This is a genomic window from Sphingorhabdus lacus (assembly GCF_009768975.1).
In the GTDB taxonomy this organism is placed as follows: Bacteria; Pseudomonadota; Alphaproteobacteria; order Sphingomonadales; family Sphingomonadaceae; genus Sphingorhabdus_B; species Sphingorhabdus_B lacus.
The window spans coordinates 1422188-1440406 of the sequence record NZ_CP035733.1; the positions used below are offsets into that span (position 1 = coordinate 1422188).

An 18219-nucleotide genomic window follows, 5' to 3' on the forward strand; every position below is an offset into this window, starting at 1 on the left:
CACACTCGAAAATTAACCTTTTTGCACAGCTTTCTGTTAAAAATTCTCACGGATCGCACGTTTTATACGTTCAAATAGGCTCGGCATGCCCGATGGCATATGTTCGCCATGCAAATCATAGCCGGATTTCAAGTCGACGCGGTCAATCGCCGCGTAATGAATCAAACCAACCAAAGTTGAAAATGCGGGACCGGCGTGCGCTTCTGGAACGCCATTCAATCCGGCAGGGCGGCCAATTCGGACCGTACGGCCCAAAGCACCCTGCATATGCTCTGCAATACCCTTTAATTCAGCGCCGCCTCCGGTGAGGACGATCTGGTGACTTGATGGCCCCGAAAATCCAAGCGTTTTGAGCGCCCGTCCGATTTCGGACACGATCCCGTCCACACGCTGGCATACCACCGCGTTCAATTGCGCCTTGGTTATGCGCGGCGCGTGGGTGCCGGCTTCGGTGCCATTTTCATCGGGCCCCACTTCCAACACCTCCTGATGGTCCCGCGGACTGGTCAAAGCCGATCCGTGAAAGCACTTCAGGCGTTCCGCCTGGGCACGGCGTATGCCGAAGGTTGATGCGATGTCGTCGGTAATGTCCGACGCGCCCTTTTGGATAGTTTCCAGTCCCACCAACATTCCGCCGATAAATACCGACACATTGGTGACCGCAGCCCCGAATTCGACCAGAGCCACGCCCAATTCGCGTTCTTCCGCCGTCAGACATGCCAAGCCGGTCGCGACGGGCGCGACAACAATCGATTCCACATCAAGGTGCGCTGCACGCACCGTCATGTCGATATTGCGGACAGGCGACTGGTCGGCAAGGACAACATGTATATCGACACCCAGGCGGTCGGCGTGAAGCCCAACCGGATTGGCGACACCGCCAACACCATCCAGCGAATAGAGCGTTGGCCGGATGTGCAGCGGCATTTTGCCGCCCGTGTGGATGTTCGCACGACCTGCCTGTAATAACTGGTCCACATCCTCCTGCGTGATCCGATCGCCACCCAGTTCAATTTCAACCGGTGCAAGCAGGCTGTCCAGACCGCCGGACGACATCCCGACCCAGACACGCTCAATATTGATGCCAGCAATCCGTTCGGCCTGCTCAACGGCATGGCGCACGGAAAGTTCGGCCTGTTCGATATCCGACACATAGCCGCGCGTGACGCCGCGGCTTTCGCGCTGGCCAGTCCCCAACACGATCAGTTCGCCTGTATCCGTCCGTCCGGCGATTAACGCCGACACCTTGGACGATCCTATATCAATCGCGGAAATCAGCTTTTCTACGCGTGCGGCTTTCATGCTTGCGTTCCGCCATTTTTTGCACTGGATGTTTCGCTCCCGGCATTTGCCGGAGCAGCTTTGGGCGCTTTTCGAAAATAGGCGCGCTCCGGGTCGCGCAGATCAAAATGGATAAGGTCACGCCCCAACAGCCGATGAATACCATCCATACGGGCGAAATTCAGCAATGCTTCGGCGGCCGCCTTCTCCCCTTCCGGTAGAGCCAGAGTTTCACCGCTTTTGAACTTCAGATCCCAGCGACGGTTGCCGATCCAGCTTGCACCCGTGACCTGAGACTTCAGCGCACTGGCTTTATCCAGCAATTCGTTCAGCGCGACAGCCTGGCGGTTGGCATCCGCGCCATTCAAAACCGGCAGGTCACCGACCTCCCCAAGTTTTACATTTTCAAGAACATTGCCTTCTGCATCGATCAGGGAATATTTGCCATCGCGCTGCCACACCGCAGCAGGCTTACGTTCGACAATTTCCACCGCCAATGTGTCCGGCAAGCGACGCGAAACGCGGGCGTCCTGTATCCAGCCATATTGCAAAAGATCGGCGCGCACCTTGTCGATATCGACCAGAGGCATTGCACGGTCTTTTTCCGCCAGCACCAGATCATAAACCTTGAGCTGGTCGACACGCTCCATACCCGTCACTTCGACGCGCTCGACTTGAAAGCCGGCGCGCGCCGCCAGATCCGAATATTGCAAATAGGCAGCAGTCGTCAGACCTGCCCATTGGGCGGCGGCGAAGGCCAGGACTGTCATCGCTGCAATAATCAGCCAGGTCGCGGCGCGTTGAATATCCTCTTCAGAAAAAGGCAAAGCCTGAAAGACACGATCAAGCACCGAAATCTGCCGGACCTTTTGCCGAGGCCGCGGTGCCTTTACGCTCCGTTTGGTGCTCGCTTTGCGGGAGGTAGTAGCCATTATGCCAGCGCCTCTTTCACAATGATATCGACCAGTTGTTCATAACTGATGCCAACATATTTTGCCTGTTCCGGCACCAGACTGAGCGGCGTCATGCCGGGTTGGGTGTTGGTTTCCAGCACAAAAATGCCTTCGAGGCCCAGTTCATCGTCCCAGCGGAAATCGGTGCGCGATGCCCCCTTGCACCCCAACAACCGGTGGGCCCTCAGCGCAATGTCCATCATATATTGCGCAGCATCCGCAGGGATTTCGGCGGGGCACACATGTTCGGTAAGACCATCTGTATATTTGGCATCGAAATCGTAAAACCCGCTTTTGGGTTTCAATTCGGTCACGCACAATGCCTTGTCGCCCAGAACCGCGACCGTCAGTTCACGCCCCTTGATGAAGGGTTCGGCGAGCAACGTGTCGAATTCCTGCCAAGGCCCCTTTGACTCACGCGCGATCGGATCGCCATAATTGCTGTCGGCCTTGACGATCGCGACGCCGACAGAGCTACCCTCGTTCACCGGCTTCAACACATAAGGACGTGGCAGGGGATCACCTGAATACAGGCTTTCGCTATCGACGATTGTTCCTTTGGGCATGGGAATGCCGGCAGGGACAAGACGTTGCTTCGTCAATTCCTTGTCGATCGCGATCACCGACGTCACCATTCCGCTGTGGGTGTATTTGATTCCCATCAGGTCCAGCATGCCCTGCACGCTACCATCTTCGCCGGGTACACCGTGCAACGCGTTGAATACAATGTCCGGCCGCAATGCCGCCAAGACCTGCGCGACATTCCGGTCCATGTCGACACGACTTACCTTGTAACCAACGCGTTCGAGGGCGTCCGCCACGCCATTGCCGCTCATCAGCGAAACGGGGCGCTCATTGGACCAACCGCCCATCAACACTGCAACGTGGATTTGCTCGCTCATTTGACTTCACCCACGCGCTGAATTTCCCACTGCAGATCAATCCCCGACTTCGCCATCACGCGCCGGCGGACTTCTTCACCTAAAGCCTCGATATCCGCACTGCTGGCGTCGCCCGTGTTGATCAGGAAGTTGGTATGCTTCTCGGACACTTGCGCTCCACCTATTTGCAGCCCCCGGCAACCGGCTTCATCGACCAATTGCCATGCTTTATGGCCATCGGGATTTTTAAATGTCGAACCACCGGTTTTGGATCGCAACGGCTGCGATGCTTCACGCGATTCCGATATCCGGTCCATCTCAGCCTGAATGGAGGAAGGTTCCCCGGGTTTTCCCCGAAACCGGGCGGATACGACAATGGCGCCATCGGGAAGTTCCGAATGGCGGTAACTGTAGTGCAGTTCTTCAACCGAAAGATTGGCGTGTTCGCCATCCCGGAGGACGACGTCGCAATCCACCAATATGTCTTTCACTTCGCCGCCATAGGCGCCGCCGTTCATCCGGACAAAACCGCCGACGGTACCCGGGATGGAGCGCAGAAATTCGAGACCGGCAATCGCCGCGTCGCGGGCTGTCGATGACACCAAAATGCCGGACGCACCGCCGCCACAGTCCAGCGTAATCGCATCGACGGGCTTCACCTTCGCAAATGCCTTGCCCAGCCGGACCACAACACCCGGGACACCGCCGTCGCGCACAATCATGTTCGACCCCAGCCCCAAGGCCATGACCGGCGTCGCGGGATCAAGGTTACGCAAGAAGGACTGCAGGTCCTCCATATCCTTTGGTTCGAACAACCACTGGGCACAGCCGCCCGACTTGAACCATACCAATGGTGCAAGTGGCGCATTGGCCGTCAGCTTTCCAGCTACCCGTGGAAGTTCGGCAACGCTCATCCGCGCTCCGCCTTGATCGCGTCGGCAAGCCCTGCGGCCCATTTTGTGATATCGCCAGCCCCGAGGCAGACGACCATATCCTTATCCTGCACGATGCCTGCCAGCTTTTGTGCCAGATCCGCCTGATCATTGACCGTGGCGGCTGAGCGGTGACCGCGTGCCTTGATGCCGTTGACCAACGCCTCGGAATCAATGCCTTCGATAGGCGCTTCGCCTGCCGCATATACGGGGGAAATGAACACCATATCCGCATCGTTAAAGGCCTGCTGGAAATCATCCATATGGTCGCGCAACCGGGTAAAGCGATGGGGCTGCGCCACGGCAATCACCCTGCCCTGCGCGCCTTCGCGTGCGGCGGACAAGACGGCGCGTATCTCGACCGGATGATGCCCGTAATCGTCGATGATCGTGACGCCATCGACTTCGCCCACCTTCGTAAAGCGCCGCTTGACCCCGCCAAATTTGTCAAAGCCATGGGCAACCGATTGGTCATCCATGCCCATTTCCAAACCGACGGCAATTGCAGCAAGGGCGTTCTGGACATTATGACGGCCGGGCATCGGCAGTTCGATGCCGGTGATGCTGCGCTGTGCACCATCGCGGGTGCGCACGACCACGTCGAAGCGGTTGCCGCCGGGGAAAGGCGTTACATTCTCGCCACGGATATCGGCTTGCGCGGAAAACCCGTAAGTGATGATCCGCCGGTCGCGTATCTTCGGCAAAATGGCCTGCACCTCAGGGTGGTCGAGGCACATGATGGCGGCGCCGTAGAAGGGGACATTTTCGACAAATTCGACAAAGGCATCCTTGATGGCATCAAATCCGCCATAATGGTCGAGATGCTCGGGATCGATGTTGGTGACGACGGCAATCGTGCCGTCCAAACGCAAAAAGCTGCCATCGCTTTCATCCGCCTCGACCACCATCCAGTCGCTCGCGCCCAGACGGGCGTTGGAACCATAGCTGTTAATGATACCGCCGTTGATCACGGTGGGGTCAATGCCGCCATGGTCCAGCATCGCGGCAATCAGAGATGTCGTCGTTGTCTTTCCATGCGTCCCTGCCACAGCAACAGTGTTTTTCAGCCGCATCAGCTCGGCAAGCATTTCGGCGCGGCGTACCAGGGGTATACGGCGCTCTAGAGCCGCATCACGTTCGGGATTTCCCTTTTTGACCGCGGTAGATGTGACCACCACAGCCGCGTCGCCCAGATTATCGGCGCTATGCCCGATCATCACCTTTATGCCGCGCTTGCGCAGACCGTCGATGACGTAGCTGTCGGCCATATCGGAGCCTTGGACGGTGTAGCCAAGATTGTGCATCACTTCGGCGATACCGGACATGCCGATGCCGCCAATGCCGACAAAATGGATCGTGCCAATGTCGTTAGGGACGCCCTTCATAGTGCCGTATCCTTGGCGAGTGCGGGTGACGGGGCAAAGGCGGAAGCAGTCTCGTGCTTTTGCTTTATGGTGTGCATGATGGGCGCTTTGCCGAAGGATTCCACCAGATCGGCAAGATCGGAAACGGCCTGGGGTCGACCACAGCTTTTCGCTGCTTTCGCCGCATTTTCCAATGCGCCGGGTTCCAGCGCGATTTTCTGGATCTGCTTAGCAAGTTCGACCGGCGTGAACTGGGTCTGTGCAATTGCGCGTGCACCGCCCGCCTGCACCATTTCCTTCACATTAAAGCTTTGGTGATTGTCCGTCGCGCTGGGCAGCGGAACCAATATGGCGGGGCGTCCGGCGCAGGTCAGTTCTGCAATGGTCGAGGCCCCTGCCCGCGCAATGACAAGATGCGCCCAACCCAGACGCTCGGGCAGATCGGGCAGATAGGTCGCAAGCTCGGCGGGAATTTCATGTGCCGCATAGGCTTGGCGCACGGTTTCTATATCCTCGGCGCGGCATTGCTGCGTGACTTGCAGACGACGCCGCAGGTTCAGTGGCAAACGGGCCAGCCCATCGGGAACGACGTCCGACAGTACCGTGGCACCCTGACTGCCGCCGGTGACCAGAACACGGAAAATTCCGTCGGCCGACATGGGCGGATAGGGTTGATCGCGCAGGGCCAGAACCTCTTCACGCACCGGATTGCCGACCAAGTGGACCTTGTCCTGATAGCGGGGCGAGAGGCGCAATATGTCGGGATAGGCCGTTGCAATCGCGTTGACCTGCCGCGCGGTGAAGCGGTTGACGCGGCCCAGCACGGCATTTTGTTCATGTATGATGGTGGGAACATTTTCCGCAAATGCGCCCAACAGTGCCGGAAATGCCGGATAGCCGCCAAAGCCGACCACAGCACTGGGTTCAAAACTGTCGTAAAGACGCCGCGCCATCAAGCGGCCCTCGGCAATCGCCTTGACGCCGGGCAGCCAGCTTCCCGGGCTTTTGGTGATGCGGCCAGCGGGCAGAATATGCGTTGCGATTTTCTCCGGTGCGCCGGGAATCTTGGCGCCCCGTTCGTCCGTGATCAGGGCGACATGGTGGCCGCGGTGCAGCAATTCCTGCCCAAGGGCGAATGCCGGGATGAGATGACCGCCGGTACCACCAGCGGCGAGGACATAGTGCCGTGAAATGCTCATGGCATCTGTCCCTTCACCATATAGGCGGAACGGTCAAGATACGGGTTGCGCTTCGTCAGTGCCAGTATGAGACCGCATGTTATCGACAGCGCCAAAATGGACGATCCGCCATAGCTGATAAAGGGTAAGGTCATCCCCTTGGAAGGGAACACGCCAAGGTTCACCGCCATATTAATCATCGCCTGACCGCAAAACTGCGCACCCAGACCCGTCACGGCAAGGACGACAAACTGATCCTTTTCATCGAGCAGCCGGATAATGATCCTTACGAGTATGGCGAAGTACAAAATGGCGATCACCATACAGGCCAGCAATCCGAATTCTTCGCCTATGACCGAGAAAATATAATCCGTGTGACCCTCCGGCAAAGAATATTTCTTTGTTCCCAAACCTGGTCCAACGCCAATGAAGCCGCCGCTTGTCAATGTAGCCAATGCCATCTTGTCATGCGTCAAGCCTTCGGTACCAAAAATCCATGCGTCGATACGCTGGGTCGCCACCGGATAGAAATTATAGGCAAGCACAAGGCCGACCAGACCACCGATAACCATCGCCCAAAGTCGCGACGCCGGAACACCGGATACCATCATTAGAGCGAACCATGTTCCGGCGAAGAGTATGGATTGTCCAAGGTCCGGCTGCGCCATCAAAAAGACACACACCAGCCCTGTACCGATGCTGCTGAGCAATCGGACCGGCAGCGTCGGATCTTTCAGCCGCCAGCTAATGATCCATGCCATGGTGACCGCGAAAAAAGGCTTTAGGAATTCCGAAGGCTGGAGGCCGGCAAAACCTGCGCCTATCCACCGTTGCGAGCCATTCACCTCCCGGCCCAAAACAGGCACGAGCGCCAAGAGCACAAAAAATATGCAAAAGCCCACGACAGCAAAACGTCGCGCTTGCTCGCGCGGATACATGGAGACCACCAGCATCAACGGAACGCCGACAATGACCCACATGAGTTGGCGGTAGAAGAAGTATAGCGAGTTAAGCTGGGTCGTAGACGACGATAAACGCTGCGCGCCAGCGGGCGATGCGGCCGCGACCGACAACAGTCCAATGGCAATCAACACGATCATGAGCGTGAGCAAAACACGGTCCAGCTCCCAGAACCAGACGCCCAAGGGCGAACGGTCACCGCGACCCAAACGGTTTGCAAACCCGATCTTGCCGGTTTTGGCAGCCAATACCCAAGGAACCTCGCCACGATCGCCGTTCATAAGGCCTCGACTATGGCTTTAAAGGCATCGCCGCGTGCTTCGAAATCTTTGAACTGGTCAAAAGACGCACATGCGGGGGACAGCATGATCACATCACCTGCCTGTGCCTGCGCGGCTGCCGAATGAACGGCAGCCCCCATCATCTCGCTGCTTTCAACAGCCATGTAGGGCGACAGTAATTTTGTGAACAATGGCCCTGCTTCACCGATGGTGTAGGCTTTGACGACATGTCCGAAATTGGGGATGCATTCGTCAAGATTATCGCTTTTCGCCAAACCGCCGACAATCCAGTGGACACGCGGATATGCGGCGAGTGCCGGTGCAGTGGACGCGGCATTTGTGGCTTTGCTGTCATTGACGAACAATACGCCATTGCGTTCAGCCACAACTTCCATTCGATGCGCGAGTCCCTTGAAACTCCGCATGGCTGGACGCCATTGCGCTTCTGTCAAACCAAGCGCTTCGACAAGACCGACGGCAACCGCAATATTCTGCAGATTGTGCGGCCCTTGCAACGAAGGCCAGTCCTGCTGTCCCGAAATATGGGCCGGATCGGCCAAATGGACGACATCTGCTCCGCGACGTTCACATACTTCGCCGTAAATACGCAAAGTGTCTTCATCGCCATTGCCAAAAATGGAATGCTGCTTTGCCGTCTGCATGTCGAACAGCCGCGCTTTTGATCGGATATAGGCTTCATAACCGTCATAACGGTCAAGATGGTCCGGCGAGAGATTTATGAGCGCCGCTGCCTCGCACGCAAGGGTACGGGTTATATCAATCTGATAGCTCGACAGTTCGAGTACATAGACCCCACCCGCGGGAAGCGGCGCCTGTGACAAAATCGGCAACCCTATATTGCCGCCCATCCGCGCCGGAAGTGCAGCGCTTTTCAACAGATGATGGACAAGCGCCGTTGTGGTGGACTTGCCATTTGTTCCCGTGATACCCACGACGCGGTGGGGCGGCAAATCCGCCCGGGCCATCGCAAACAGTTCGATGTCCCCGATCAACGGGATGCCTTGTTCCTTCGCCTTTTCGGCAATCGGGTGTCGGTTTATGGGAACGCCGGGGGACACGACAATCCCGTCATAACCGGACAAATCGGCATCCAGCAGGTCCGCTATCGTCGCAATATCTGCTACCTTGGCGCGTGCATTTTCATCATTATCCCACGCCAGAATTTCAGCGCCGCCAGCCGAAAGGGATCGCGCCGCAGCAAGGCCCGACCGTGCAAGGCCCAACAGAGCAAATTTGCGGTTTTTAAAGGCCGGGCTGGTAATCATCTGAGCTTGAGGGTTGATAGACCCGCAAGCGCCAGAACGAAAGCCACAATCCAGAAGCGGATAACAACCGTAGGCTCTGACCAGCCAAGCTGTTCGAAATGATGGTGGATCGGCGCCATACGGAAAATACGCTTGCCGGTCCGCTTGAACCAGAACACCTGGATGATGACCGACAAGGCTTCGACCACAAAAAGGCCGCCGATGATGGCCAACACAAATTCATGGTGCGCAACCACAGCGATTGCGCCAAGCGTACCGCCGAGCGCGAGGCTTCCCGTGTCGCCCATGAAAACCGCCGCAGGCGGCGCGTTGAACCAAAGAAATGCGAGACCGGCGCCGACGATGGCCCCACACAGCATCGCAAGATCACCCGCACCGAGATAGAATGGGATGCCCAGATACGCAGCATATTTGGCGTTTCCGACCATGTAGACAATCAACATGAAGGCAATCGAGGCGATAATGACAGGCATGGTCGCCAAGCCATCCAGGCCATCAGTCAAATTAACTGCATTACCAAAGGCAACGATCACAAAGGCCCCGAACGGAACATACCACCAACCGAGGTCGAGAACCGGACCATTTACAAAGGGCAGATACAACATACCCCCCGATTGCCACACGATCAGGGAAACGGCGACGCCGGCAATCGCAAATTCGAAAAGCAGGCGCACTTTGCCGGAAACGCCCTTGTGGCTGCGTTTCTTGACCTTGTCATAATCGTCCATGAACCCGACAATTCCAAAGCCGGCCATCACCAAAAGACATGCCCACACATAAATATTCTCGAGGTTCATCCAAAGCAGCATCGAGATGGATACAGCGATCAGGATCATTAGACCGCCCATCGTAGGCGTACCTACTTTAGCCAAATGCGTCTGCGGTCCGTCCGTTCGAATAGGTTGCCCCTTGCCTTGACGTACGCGGAGCATGCCGATGAACTTCGGTCCAATCAAAAGGCCGATGACAAGTGCCGTGGCCACGGTCGCGCCGGAGCGGAAGCTCAAATAGCGTAAAAGGTTCAGAATGCCGGGAAACCCCAGATATTCTGCCAATAAATAGAGCATCAGCTTTTCCCACCCACCAAGTCACTGACAATCGCCGAAAGCCCCATGCTATTGGAGCCTTTGACCAAAACCGTATCGGATTCACGTAAATTGCTTTTGAGAAGCTCGAGAGCTTCGCGCGCCGTGGCGCAATGCGCGAATTCGGGCAGTCCCTCAACCCCCGCCTTCAACCTCTCGGCGAGAATTTCCATCTCTTCGCCGACTAATATTGTAAAATCGACCTTTGCAGAAGATAACGGCTCTGCAAGCGCGCGATGAAATTCGCTGCTTTTGTCGCCCAGCTCTTTCATCGTTCCAAGCACCGCGACTTTCCGGCCCGCAACTTTCCCGAGTTCGGCGAGTGTTGCGGCCATTGAAGCGGGGTTAGCATTATAGCTTTCATCTATGATCAGCACGGTGCCATTTTGTACCGGAACGATATGCCGGGCCCCACGTCCGGCCAGACCACCCAATTCGGCCAGTGCCAGACCAGCTGCAGCAAGATCGCCCCCGACCGCTTCAACAGCAGCGAGAACAGCAAGCGAGTTGGATATCCAATGCTCCCCGGATTGCGAAAGACCATAGCAAAGTGCGCCGTGCGGCAACTGGGCAGTAATCAAAGTTTCGCCATTCGATCCGGCGACATGATCGAGCAATCGGACATCCGCTTCAGGCGAAAAGCCAAAGCTGACGATGTGGCTGGCATGGAGCTTTGCGGCGTCGCGCAGACGTTCGTAATGCGCATTGTCGCGCGGGATGATTGCTGTTCCGTCGGCCAATAGCCCTTCAAAAATCTCGGCCTTGGCGTCGGCAATGCCGCTTTCATCCTTGAAAAACTCGATATGCGCGGGTGCGATGGTTGTGATGATCGCAGCGTGCGGCTGGACCAATGCCGTCAGCGCGCGAAGTTCACCGGCGTGGTTCATTCCCATTTCAAATATGCCGAAAACCGTATCGCGCGGCATGCGCGCAAGACTGAGCGGGACACCGACATGGTTGTTATAGCTTTTGACCGATCGATGCGCTTTGCCGCGTGACGAACGATCAAGCGCGGCAAACAAGGCTTCTTTCGTGCCCGTTTTGCCCGCAGAGCCGGTTACGCCGACGACTTTACCGTCCATGCGTGCACGCGATGCGCGGGCCAGATCGTTCAACGCTGCGAAAGTATCGCTGACAAGGATATGCGGGAAATCAACGTGTTCGCTTACAATCGCGCCAGCGGCACCGTTTGCAAACGCCTTGTCCACGAACAAATGCCCATCGGTTTCCTCGCCCTTCAGGGCAAAAAACAAGTCCCCTTTCCCGATTTCTCGGGAATCGAATGCGACGCCATTTGCATCAAATTCGCCGGTCGCCTTTCCTCCTGTTGCGGCTACCAGTTCGGCATGGGTCCATAATGGCATCATGCCGCACACTCGCGCGCGACTTCGACGTCATCGAACGGCAGAACGCGGCCCATGATAATCTGACCCTGTTCATGCCCCTTACCGGCGATCAGGACGATATCGTCCGGTTCGGCATGTTCGATGGCAAAGGCGATGGCATAACGGCGGTCCCCGATTTCGTGCGCACCGGGTGCACCTGCCATGATATCGGCACGGATAAGACCGGGATCTTCGCTACGCGGATTGTCGTCGGTGACGATGGTGATGTCGGAATCGGCAACGGCAATAGCGCCCATTTCGGGTCGCTTGCCCTTGTCTCGGTCCCCACCTGCGCCAAACACGGTAATAAGCTTGCCTTTTGTGTGCGGCCGCAATGCGGCGATGGCGGCTTTCAAACCATCGGGGGTGTGGGCATAATCCACATAAACGGGCGCGCCGCTTTTGGTGATAACTGCACGCTCCAGGCGTCCGCGCACCGGCTGCAGACGTGCCATATGCGCGAGCACATCCTCCACATCGCCACCACTGGCCATGACCACTCCTGCCGCAACAAGCACATTTGCCGCCTGATATGCCCCGATCAGGGGTAATTTGACCTTGGTCACATCGCCTTGAATGCGCAGCTCAAGTGTCTGGCCCAATTGCGTGGGTTGCCGCGATAGCAGCTGAATGCCCTTGCCTTTTTCGCCCACGGTGATCAGCCGGATTTCCCGTTTCTTTACCCGTTCAACGACTTTGTCCGACCAGATGTCATCAGCCCAGATCACGGCAGTACCATTTTCGTCGACGACTTCATCGAACAGCCTCATCTTGGCCTCGAAATAGTCTTCCATCGTGCCGTGATAATCGAGATGATCCCGGCTCAAATTGGTGAATGCGGCGACGGATACAGGAACGCCTTCGCTGCGATATTGCGACAGGCCGTGGCTCGATGCTTCAAAGATTGTGTGGGTCACACCTTCGCGCGACAGGCCCGCCATATTCGACAGAAAGGTAACAATATCCGGGGTGGTCAGCCCGGTCTTCGCCTGATCGGAAGCCGTGGTTATACCAAGCGTTCCGATGGACGCGGCGTGATGTCCGGCCATCCGCCACAATTGCCGCGTCAGCTCGGCAGTCGACGTCTTGCCATTTGTGCCCGTCACCGCGGCGATATGTTGCGGGAAAGGCCGGAAATATTTCGCTGCCAGTTGCGCGAATAGGCGCCGTGGAACGGTATCGGCTATATGGACGGCACCTGACACTTTTGCCTCGGGGCGCGCGACAATGGCGATCGCACCGGCAGCGATCGCCTCGTCGATGAAATCTTCACCGTTGAAGGCCGCGCCTTGAAATGCTCCGAAGATTGTCCCCGGTGCAATTTTGCGGTGGTCGATGGCGAAACCGGTGACGGTTTGTTCGGCGGCTGCACCGTCCAGATCGGTCAGCAATTGTCCCAGCCGCATTATTACTCTCCCTTTGCCTTCCACAATAGAGGCATCAGTTCCGAAACATCAACATCGCGCTTCATATCGGGGATAATGCCCAGCAAAGGACCGATGCGCGTGATTGTTTTCTGCACCACGGGCGCCGCTGTGTAGCCCGCAGTCCGCTGGAAGCTTGCTTCGGCTGTGCCTTTGGGCTCGTCGAGCATTGCCAGGACGACATAGCGCGGATTGTCCATCGGGAACGCAGCAGCAAATGTAGCAACAACCAGGTTGCGGCTATATCCACCGACGCCCGGCTTTTCAGCCGATCCAGTCTTTCCACCGACCCGGTAACCCAGCGCATCCGCCTTGCGTCCGGTGCCATCGACAACGATCATCCGCATAAGCTGACGCATCCGCGCACTGGTCGCTGCGGTAAAGACGCGCTTTCCGGGGAGTTTTGCGTTGGGATCCGTTTTGAACATGGTGGCGGGACGATAAATCCCGCCATTCACCATCGCGGCATATCCACTCGCCAAATGCAGAGGTGTTACCGCGATACTATGGCCGAAACCGACCGTCATATTTGTCAACCGTCCCCACTTTTTCGGATAAATTGGCATCGCCTTTTCGGCGAGCTCAATGTCTGGCCGCCCGTTGAAGTGCATCGTCCGCAGCATGGCATCCATACGCGCCGCGCCGAGATTATCGGCGATCTGCGCTGTGACAATGTTCGAGCTATGAATTAATGCCTCGGGCGTATTGAGCCAGCGCCCCGAAGGATGGGTATCCCGAATTTTGAAGCCGCCAATTTCTATCGGCCTGGTGGCGTCATAGCGGATCGACAGGTCACGCACGGTGCCTGCGTCCAGCGCAGCAGCCACGGTCAAAGGTTTAAATGTTGATCCTAATTCATAGACGCGGTTGGTTACATTATTGGTTTGGCGCGAAATGGGGTAGCGACCATCTACAATGGTTTCCCCAAGATCAGGAATATTGGCAAACGACGGGCGATTGGGATTGAACGAGGGGAGCGTCGCCATGGCAACAACCTCACCTGTTTGCACGTCGAGCACAATCCCCGCAGCGCCCTTGGCACCGTTGGAGCGCATACCTGACAGGAGCTCACTCTCCAAAGCGGCTTGCACACGAACATCGAGCGCCAAGTTTAACGGCTTCGAGCGCTTTCCGGGATTGCGGAGATGTTCGTTCATCACCCGCTCCATCCCCATGGCGCCATTGCCGTCACGGTTTACAAAGCCCAGAACATGCGCCGCCATGTCGTGCTGCGGATATAGTCGCGTCGCTTCACGCGGGAATTCAATGGCTATTTCGCCAAGGTCATGCACCTGACGCACCTGCTCCGGCAAAGCACGTTTGCGCAGATAGCCAGGCTTGTCCGCGGTAAGCTTACCATAAAACTCTGCTGCACTTGTATCCGGGAAAATCGCCGCCAATTGATTGGCCAGCTCCTTCTTGTCGCCAAGCAGTTGGTCAGGCTTCACCCAGATCGCATAGCCATAAATACTGCGGGCCAAAGGCACGCCGTTCCGATCGACGATGTCGCCACGGTCCGGAACATAGTCGGTGTTCGTCGCACCGTAGGCGCGCGTGCTTTCGAAAAGCGCAAGTGTGGCCAATCGACCGATCAACAAAAGAACGAAAAGTCCGAACGCCGCCAGCAAAACAAGCAGGCGCCAAAATCCGAGTGCCGCGAAAGGCGGAGTACCTATCCCGTTTTTGCGTGTTGTCGTTCGGGCTGCCAATATGGTCATCGACCTTTGCGCTCCCGATCGGCTTTAGCGGCGATATCGCGCATAAGGTCGTCCGAAAGCAGCTTTTCATCCATCCGTGCGAGCCGTTCCGTACGGCTTTGCTCGACTTTGGGTGCCTGAACAGACGTCGCCGGATTTGAGGCCTGTGCAATCTTGAAGTCTGGTTCGGAAGGCACGGGCGCCGAACTATGTCCACCATTGCCAATAGCACCAGACGGCTGATCGCTGGATGCGACCATAACGGGCTTTGTTACCGGCACATCTGAACTGAGACCGGCAAGCGCAGCCTCTCCATCGACAAATTGTGCCGCGGTCGGTGGCGCGTAGCCATAGAGCAGTTCATTCCACTCTTCGAGCTGTTGCAAACTGGCGCGCGTCCGTATTTCAGCCTGCAAGAAGCTGATTTCGCGCTTGGTATCCAAAATCTCGCGATCCACGGCGATCAGATCACTGTGAACCGCCGCGACGTTAAGCGACAGCGGATAAAGCAGAATAGCCACCATGAACACCAGCGCGAGCCAGCCTAAATTCTTTAAACGCTTCATGGCGAGACTCATGCTGCCAATCCTCCTTCGGCCCATGCGGGCGCTGCTGTGCGGGTTGCCGTTCTTAACGTGGCTGAACGTGCCCGCGGGTTTCTGGTGAGTTCCGCCTCGGATGGACGGATGGCCTTGTCGGCTTTTTCAAAAGTGGATGCAGGGCCAGCATTTGCGACCACCGGGATATGCCTGGACCCTGCACCCTCCGCGCCGCTACGGCGGCGCAGAAACTGTTTTACTATGCGGTCTTCAAGGCTGTGGAACGTCACTACAGCCAAACGACCGCCAGGCTTAAGCATGCGTTCCGCCGCCTCCAGCCCATCGGTAAGTTCATCAAGTTCGCGGTTGATATGGATACGGATCGCCTGGAACGCCCGGGTTGCCGGGTCTTTCGGGGCACCGGGCTTATGGCCCACGGCTTTGCGCACAATCGCCGCCAATTGCGCCGTTGTGGTCAGGGGACGTGCGGCAACAATCGCGCGCGCAATCCGGCGCGAGCGATGTTCTTCACCATAACGATAGATCACATCGGCAATCTCGGCTTCGTCCGCCTCATTGACAAAATCGGCTGCCGACATGCCATCTTGCGCCATACGCATGTCCAGCGGACCGTCCTTTTGGAAGGAAAAGCCGCGCTCGGCGCGGTCGAGCTGCATCGATGACACGCCGATGTCGAGCACAACGCCATCAACTTCGTTTACACCATCTGCCAGCAACACGGTGTCGAGATCAGAAAAGCAGGCCGAGTAAAGGCGCAAAGCACCTTCACTGCGGCCTGCAAGGTCTGCACCTTCTGATAGGGCATCGGGATCGCGATCGAACGCGTAAACGCGTGCACCGCCAGCCAGTATCGCTTGGCTGTATCCTCCTGCCCCAAAGGTGCCATCCACAATCTCTGATCCAGGGGTGATGGCCAGAGCGTGAATTACTTCATCCAACAAAACGGGAATATGGGGAGCCAGCGCGATCATTTGTCGCGCTTTCCGGCTTGGGCGAGCCAATAGTGCAGTTCATCCTTTACGGCGTCGAAACCTGCGGGCGCGTCGGACAGGAATACATCCGGGTTCCACAGCATGAAGTGGGTGGTGGCGCCGAAGAAGAATGCCCGATCTTCAATCTTCCCGAAATGCCGCAGCATGGGCGACAAAACAAACCGTCCGCTGGCTTCGAAATTTGTTTCAAAAATGGAGGATGCTGTGACGCCTGCAAGCTCACGGTCGAATTCAACGCCCCGGCTTACCGCACTCTGCCATTGCGCCTCAACATCGGCACGCATTTTCAGACGCTCCGCTCCGCCAAAACCAATCAGGCAGGGCAATTTTGCATGTCGTGAAATGCATACGGTGTTGGCACCACTTGATGCCTGAACGCTGTCGCGGAGTTCAGCGGGAATCGTCGCGCGGCCCTTGGCGTCTACTGAAGACACCCCCGAACCTGCATAGACGACCAATGCTGACACTGTTCTAACCCACCCTCCGAAGCAGGGCGCAGATTGCCGACCATGGCGACAGAACATCGCCATGCGGACGCCGTAACGACCGAAAGAATCAGGAATCCACCCCTTGGATGACTGGGCATAACAAGGGATTTTATGGATGAAAAGAGGGAATTTATGGGAATTTTGTCGCTATTGTCAGTAAATACCTGATTTTAAACCATATATTTTGAACAGCCTGCCTAAAAAACTTTTGCAATTCCTCCTGAATTCTACCTTTTTTGGGGGCAATTCCGCCCATTTTCCATGGAATCCCGGCAATGTCAGAAAAACACCCATCATTGACCCACAAAATCCCCGGAAACGTCCTTGTTATTTCGGATCGCGAAAACAAGTTTTTCCACCCACTGCAGATTTGGGAATTCATCGGTGCCGGTCACCATCCGCACCCCCTGTCCTTCCCAATAAACAGTATCGAGAAGGTCGGCATCAGCCACGAGTAACGCGCGCCCGTTGCCAATTTTGCAGTCCGCCAAAATCCGGCGCTCCAAAATCCGGCAACTCCCTTTGTCCTCGCCCGCTCTTTCAATCCACTCTCCTGCCGTTTGCGTTCGCAAGGTCAGGCCGTTGACGTCCAAAAGGGTGATGGCTTCCTGGCCGGTGATGGGCAGCACAAGCTCCATTCCCCAATGGGAGAATAACGGCGACAACATTGTTGTGAACAGTGGCCGACGTTTGTCACCAATGGGATATAGACTTCCCCACTGCAGCGCCGGATCGGCAAAGACCAGAAGACGGCCGCCGGCCCGCACCCAGCCGTCCAATTTCACAAGCTCGGCCGGAGACAGCGCTCGTGGCTGCGCCAGAATGAGCATGTCCATGGGCTGGCCATCCAGGACATCGAAAGTGTCAACCGGACGGACATCATATTGCTGTTGCAAGCGCGCATATGCGGGATGCGGTTGTGCGTCCTGGGAAAGATCCGCCTCGATTCCGCCTTCGCTCCATTGCAAGGGTAAGGTGGTCATTAAACCTATTGTCGGCTTAACGCCGACATCGTCGCTTTGGAAATAGCGCATGGCGGACAGAAAAAACACGACACCAAGGACCAGAAGCAAACCAACCAGCAAGCGCTTTTGCGCGCCGGAGCGAAACAATGAATTGAGCGTGCGCATCGGCATCCTTATTGGGTGCGGCCCGGTACCTGCCGTATGGATTGCGCGGGTTCCTCCAGCGCTTTGTCTGCCGCATCATCCTTTGCAATGGGCGTCACGCCAAGTTCAGCCAATGGCTCATCGGGCGGTGCGATACCTGAATCTACGATGGCGCCGCTATCCGGTGTGGAGGCAGCGTCTGGCCCCGACTTCACGCGGTCGAGCACCATCGTCGCGAGGCTGACGAACAAGAGCACGACGACGAGACCAATAACGCCGACCTGTATTCGCTGCATAGCCGATTGGCGTGGTTCTACCATGTGACATCTTTCTCGCGACAATATTCAGACACGAACCTTATAT

At 56.8% G+C, this 18219-nt stretch carries 17 protein-coding genes; all 17 read right to left on the reverse strand.

What is annotated here, in order from left to right:
* Positions 1-36: 36 nt before the first annotated feature.
* The 17 genes from ftsA to EUU25_RS06725 all read right to left on the reverse strand — a co-directional run bounded on the left by ftsA (position 37) and on the right by EUU25_RS06725 (position 18176).
* Entirely contained in the window at positions 37-1302 is a 1266-nt protein-coding gene (ftsA, locus tag EUU25_RS06645; protein WP_158899442.1) for a cell division protein FtsA, read from the reverse strand.
* Positions 1299-2213, reverse strand: coding sequence for a cell division protein FtsQ/DivIB (locus tag EUU25_RS06650; protein ID WP_158899444.1), 915 nt, complete (start codon positions 2211-2213; stop codon positions 1299-1301). Before EUU25_RS06650 ends, ftsA begins: the two co-directional genes overlap by 4 nt.
* Entirely contained in the window at positions 2213-3136 is a 924-nt protein-coding gene (locus EUU25_RS06655; protein WP_158899446.1) for a D-alanine--D-alanine ligase, read from the reverse strand. Before EUU25_RS06655 ends, EUU25_RS06650 begins: the two co-directional genes overlap by 1 nt.
* Complete coding sequence (gene murB / locus EUU25_RS06660; protein ID WP_158899448.1) at positions 3133-4029, reverse strand: UDP-N-acetylmuramate dehydrogenase; 897 nt, start codon at positions 4027-4029, stop codon at positions 3133-3135. The genes EUU25_RS06655 and murB overlap by 4 nt, the downstream gene beginning before the upstream one ends.
* Complete coding sequence (gene murC, locus EUU25_RS06665; protein ID WP_158899450.1) at positions 4026-5432, reverse strand: UDP-N-acetylmuramate--L-alanine ligase; 1407 nt, start codon at positions 5430-5432, stop codon at positions 4026-4028. Before murC ends, murB begins: the two co-directional genes overlap by 4 nt.
* Complete coding sequence (gene murG / locus EUU25_RS06670) at positions 5429-6610, reverse strand: undecaprenyldiphospho-muramoylpentapeptide beta-N-acetylglucosaminyltransferase (RefSeq protein ID WP_158899452.1); 1182 nt, start codon at positions 6608-6610, stop codon at positions 5429-5431. Before murG ends, murC begins: the two co-directional genes overlap by 4 nt.
* Positions 6607-7830, reverse strand: a complete 1224-nt coding sequence (locus EUU25_RS06675) for an FtsW/RodA/SpoVE family cell cycle protein (protein WP_158899454.1) — start codon at positions 7828-7830, stop codon at positions 6607-6609. Before EUU25_RS06675 ends, murG begins: the two co-directional genes overlap by 4 nt.
* Positions 7827-9116 (reverse strand): UDP-N-acetylmuramoyl-L-alanine--D-glutamate ligase, encoded by a 1290-nt coding sequence (murD, locus tag EUU25_RS06680; RefSeq protein WP_158899456.1) that lies wholly within the window; start codon positions 9114-9116, stop codon positions 7827-7829. The genes EUU25_RS06675 and murD overlap by 4 nt, the downstream gene beginning before the upstream one ends.
* Positions 9113-10183: a phospho-N-acetylmuramoyl-pentapeptide-transferase gene (mraY, locus tag EUU25_RS06685; RefSeq protein WP_158899458.1), complete on the reverse strand. Its 1071-nt coding sequence runs from the start codon at positions 10181-10183 to the stop codon at positions 9113-9115. Before mraY ends, murD begins: the two co-directional genes overlap by 4 nt.
* Positions 10183-11568, reverse strand: coding sequence for a UDP-N-acetylmuramoyl-tripeptide--D-alanyl-D-alanine ligase (locus tag EUU25_RS06690; protein WP_158899460.1), 1386 nt, complete (start codon positions 11566-11568; stop codon positions 10183-10185). The genes mraY and EUU25_RS06690 overlap by 1 nt, the downstream gene beginning before the upstream one ends.
* Positions 11565-12992: a UDP-N-acetylmuramoyl-L-alanyl-D-glutamate--2,6-diaminopimelate ligase gene (locus EUU25_RS06695; RefSeq protein WP_158899462.1), complete on the reverse strand. Its 1428-nt coding sequence runs from the start codon at positions 12990-12992 to the stop codon at positions 11565-11567. Before EUU25_RS06695 ends, EUU25_RS06690 begins: the two co-directional genes overlap by 4 nt.
* 2 nt (positions 12993-12994) lie before the next feature.
* Complete coding sequence (locus EUU25_RS06700; protein ID WP_158899464.1) at positions 12995-14728, reverse strand: peptidoglycan D,D-transpeptidase FtsI family protein; 1734 nt, start codon at positions 14726-14728, stop codon at positions 12995-12997.
* Positions 14725-15273 carry a hypothetical protein gene (locus tag EUU25_RS06705; protein ID WP_158899466.1) on the reverse strand — a complete coding sequence of 183 codons (549 nt, stop codon included), beginning with the start codon at positions 15271-15273 and terminating at the stop codon, positions 14725-14727. Before EUU25_RS06705 ends, EUU25_RS06700 begins: the two co-directional genes overlap by 4 nt.
* A gap of 8 nt (positions 15274-15281) precedes the next feature.
* Positions 15282-16238, reverse strand: a complete 957-nt coding sequence (gene rsmH, locus EUU25_RS06710; protein WP_158899468.1) for a 16S rRNA (cytosine(1402)-N(4))-methyltransferase RsmH — start codon at positions 16236-16238, stop codon at positions 15282-15284.
* Positions 16235-16726, reverse strand: coding sequence for a division/cell wall cluster transcriptional repressor MraZ (locus tag EUU25_RS06715; protein ID WP_158899470.1), 492 nt, complete (start codon positions 16724-16726; stop codon positions 16235-16237). Before EUU25_RS06715 ends, rsmH begins: the two co-directional genes overlap by 4 nt.
* Positions 16727-17040: 314 nt before the next feature.
* Positions 17041-17877, reverse strand: a complete 837-nt coding sequence (locus EUU25_RS06720) for a DUF4350 domain-containing protein (RefSeq protein ID WP_158899472.1) — start codon at positions 17875-17877, stop codon at positions 17041-17043.
* Between the two features lie 8 nt (positions 17878-17885).
* Positions 17886-18176, reverse strand: a complete 291-nt coding sequence (locus EUU25_RS06725) for a hypothetical protein (RefSeq protein WP_158899474.1) — start codon at positions 18174-18176, stop codon at positions 17886-17888.
* Positions 18177-18219 lie beyond the last annotated feature (43 nt).

What these genes read in the sequence shown, in the direction of transcription:
- ftsA (WP_158899442.1), bottom strand. Translation starts at nt 1,302, where the DNA reads ATGAAAGCCGCACGCGTAGAAAAGCTGATTTCCGCGATTGATATAGGA.
- EUU25_RS06650 (WP_158899444.1), bottom strand. Translation starts at nt 2,213, where the DNA reads ATGGCTACTACCTCCCGCAAAGCGAGCACCAAACGGAGCGTAAAGGCA.
- EUU25_RS06655 (WP_158899446.1), bottom strand. Translation starts at nt 3,136, where the DNA reads ATGAGCGAGCAAATCCACGTTGCAGTGTTGATGGGCGGTTGGTCCAAT.
- murB (WP_158899448.1), bottom strand. Translation starts at nt 4,029, where the DNA reads ATGAGCGTTGCCGAACTTCCACGGGTAGCTGGAAAGCTGACGGCCAAT.
- murC (WP_158899450.1), bottom strand. Translation starts at nt 5,432, where the DNA reads ATGAAGGGCGTCCCTAACGACATTGGCACGATCCATTTTGTCGGCATT.
- murG (WP_158899452.1), bottom strand. Translation starts at nt 6,610, where the DNA reads ATGAGCATTTCACGGCACTATGTCCTCGCCGCTGGTGGTACCGGCGGT.
- EUU25_RS06675 (WP_158899454.1), bottom strand. Translation starts at nt 7,830, where the DNA reads ATGAACGGCGATCGTGGCGAGGTTCCTTGGGTATTGGCTGCCAAAACC.
- murD (WP_158899456.1), bottom strand. Translation starts at nt 9,116, where the DNA reads ATGATTACCAGCCCGGCCTTTAAAAACCGCAAATTTGCTCTGTTGGGC.
- mraY (WP_158899458.1), bottom strand. Translation starts at nt 10,183, where the DNA reads ATGCTCTATTTATTGGCAGAATATCTGGGGTTTCCCGGCATTCTGAAC.
- EUU25_RS06690 (WP_158899460.1), bottom strand. Translation starts at nt 11,568, where the DNA reads ATGATGCCATTATGGACCCATGCCGAACTGGTAGCCGCAACAGGAGGA.
- EUU25_RS06695 (WP_158899462.1), bottom strand. Translation starts at nt 12,992, where the DNA reads ATGCGGCTGGGACAATTGCTGACCGATCTGGACGGTGCAGCCGCCGAA.
- EUU25_RS06700 (WP_158899464.1), bottom strand. Translation starts at nt 14,728, where the DNA reads ATGACCATATTGGCAGCCCGAACGACAACACGCAAAAACGGGATAGGT.
- EUU25_RS06705 (WP_158899466.1), bottom strand. Translation starts at nt 15,273, where the DNA reads ATGAAGCGTTTAAAGAATTTAGGCTGGCTCGCGCTGGTGTTCATGGTG.
- rsmH (WP_158899468.1), bottom strand. Translation starts at nt 16,238, where the DNA reads ATGATCGCGCTGGCTCCCCATATTCCCGTTTTGTTGGATGAAGTAATT.
- EUU25_RS06720 (WP_158899472.1), bottom strand. Translation starts at nt 17,877, where the DNA reads ATGCGCACGCTCAATTCATTGTTTCGCTCCGGCGCGCAAAAGCGCTTG.
- EUU25_RS06725 (WP_158899474.1), bottom strand. Translation starts at nt 18,176, where the DNA reads ATGGTAGAACCACGCCAATCGGCTATGCAGCGAATACAGGTCGGCGTT.